General features: G+C 67.2%; 2 protein-coding genes and 1 pseudogene. All 3 read left to right on the top strand.

The window, feature by feature from the left end; all coding sequences use genetic code 11:
* The coding region (accD, locus tag AC04L7_RS16955; protein WP_475513486.1) for an acetyl-CoA carboxylase, carboxyltransferase subunit beta at positions 1 to 780 on the top strand (780 nt) is incomplete at its 5' end.
* A complete protein-coding gene (gene glmM / locus AC04L7_RS16950; protein WP_475513485.1) occupies positions 777 to 2,126 on the top strand; it encodes a phosphoglucosamine mutase in 1,350 nt (449 codons plus the stop codon). The genes accD and glmM, both read left to right, overlap by 4 nt.
* Before the next feature lie 77 nt (positions 2,127 to 2,203).
* Positions 2,204 to 2,299, top strand: a pseudogene (locus tag AC04L7_RS16945) (isopenicillin N synthase family oxygenase); the annotation flags it as partial.

Below are 2,299 nucleotides of genomic sequence, written 5' to 3'. Positions count from 1 at the left end.
GTGCTGTACCGGCCGGAACTGGAGGAAAACCTGGAGGTCTGCCCGAAGTGCAGCTTCCACATGCCCATCCGCGCCCGTGCCCGTCTGGCCGCACTGTTCGACCCGGGCAGCACCCGCGAGATCGGTGCGGCACTGGGTCCGACCGACGTGCTGAAGTTCAAGGACCAGAAGAAGTACGCCGACCGCATCAAGGCCGCGCAGAAAAGCACCGGCGAGCGCGACGCGCTGATCACCCTGCAGGGGACACTGAAGGGCCGCGACCTGGTCGCCAGTTCCTTCGACTTTGCCTACATGGGCGGCTCGATGGGCTCGGTGGTCGGCGAACGCTTCTCGCTGGGCGCGGAAAAGGCGCTGGAGATCGGCTCGCCGTTCGTGTGCTTCTCCGCCAGCGGCGGCGCGCGCATGCAGGAAAGCCTGTTCTCGCTGATGCAGATGGCCAAGACCTCGGCCGCGCTGGGCAGGTTGCGCGAGGCGGGTCTGCCCTACATCTCGGTGATGACGCACCCCACGACGGGGGGCGTGTCGGCCAGCTTCGCGATGCTGGGCGACATCAACCTGGCCGAGCCTGAAGCGCTGATCGGCTTTGCCGGCCCCCGCGTGATCGAGCAGACCGTGCGCGAGACGCTGCCGGAAGGCTTCCAGCGGTCGGAATTCCTGGTGGCGCATGGCGCCATCGACCAGATCTGCGACCGTCGCGAAATGCGTGACCGCCTGGCGGACCTGCTGGCGTTGATGATGCGACAGCCCAAGCCCGAAGACAGCGAACTGGTGACCGCATGAGCCSCAAGTATTTCGGTACCGATGGCATCCGCGGCCGGGTCGGTACCAGCCCGATCTCCGCCGACTTCGTGTTGCGCCTGGGCAATGCGCTCGGACGCGTGCTGTGCGAAAACGCGGGTGATGCACGACCGGTCGTGGTGATCGGCAAGGACACGCGCATCTCCGGTTACATGTTCGAGGCCGCTCTGGAGGCGGGCCTGGTCGCCGCGGGCGCCGACGTGCAGTTGATGGGGCCGATGCCGACGCCTGCGGTCGCCTTCCTCACCCGCACGCTGGGCGCGGACGCCGGCATCGTCATCAGTGCGTCGCACAATCCGCATTACGACAACGGCATCAAGTTCTTCTCCGCCGAGGGCGAGAAGCTGGACGACGCCACCGAACTGGCGATCGAAGCCGCGCTGGACGCACCGTTCTTCACCGCCGAATCCGAAAAGCTCGGCAAGGCGATCCGCACGCGCGATGCGGTCGGCCGCTACATGGAATTCTGCAAGGCCAGCGTGCCGCGCCGCTTCGACCTGAAAGGCGTCAAGCTGGTGCTGGATTGCGCGCATGGCGCCACCTACCACATCGCACCGCTGCTCTTCCGCGAACTGGGGGCGAACGTCGTCACCATCGGGGCGGAACCGAACGGCGTCAACATCAACGACGGCGTGGGCTCGATGCACATCGACAGCCTGGCCGCGAAGGTGCGCGAGACCGGGGCGCAGCTGGGCATCGCCTTCGATGGCGATGGCGATCGCGTGCTGATGGCGGACGGGCAGGGCACCCCCGTCGATGGCGACCAGCTGATCTACCTGCTGGCGCGCGACTGGCAGGCGAGCGGCCGCTTGCGCGGTCCGGTGGTCGGCACGCTGATGACCAACTATGGCCTGGAGCGCGCGCTCGGCAAGCTCGAGATTCCGTTCGTCCGCACCAAGGTCGGCGACCGTTACGTCCACCAGGCGCTGGTGGAAGGCAATGCGGTGCTCGGCGGTGAAGCCTCCGGCCATCTGCTGTGCCTGGATCGCACGACGACCGGCGACGCGATCATCGCGGCGTTGCAGGTGCTGGAATCCTTGAAGCGCCGCAAGCTGACGCTGCGCGAGGCGTTGGATGGCCTGGCGATGCTGCCGCAGAAGACCATCAACGTGAAGCTGGCCAACGGCGCCAAACCTACCGAGGCCGCCAGCGTGCAGGCCGCCCTGGCGCAGGCGCAGGCCGCGGTGTCCGGTCGTGGTCGTGCGTTCCTGCGCCCTTCCGGCACCGAGCCGGTCGTGCGCGTGACCGTGGAGGCCGATGACGACACGCTGGTGAAGAACACGCTGGAAACCCTGGCCGAGGCCGTGCGCGCCGCTGCCACGGCTTGAATCGGATCCATGAACGTCCGGCGCGGGACGGGTCCGATGATCCACCGCGCCTTCCCCCTGTTGTTGGAGCAGATTGCATGAGTGCCCGTATCCCCACGCTGGACATCACCCGTTTCGATACCGACCGCGAGGCGTTCGTCGCCGAGCTGGGTGCGGCGTATCGCGAATGGGGT

It is taken from the genome of Pseudoxanthomonas sp. LjRoot204_2 (genome assembly GCF_056175765.1).
Note: the sequence above shows the minus strand (reverse complement) of the source record. Positions and strands in the feature narration are given on the sequence as shown.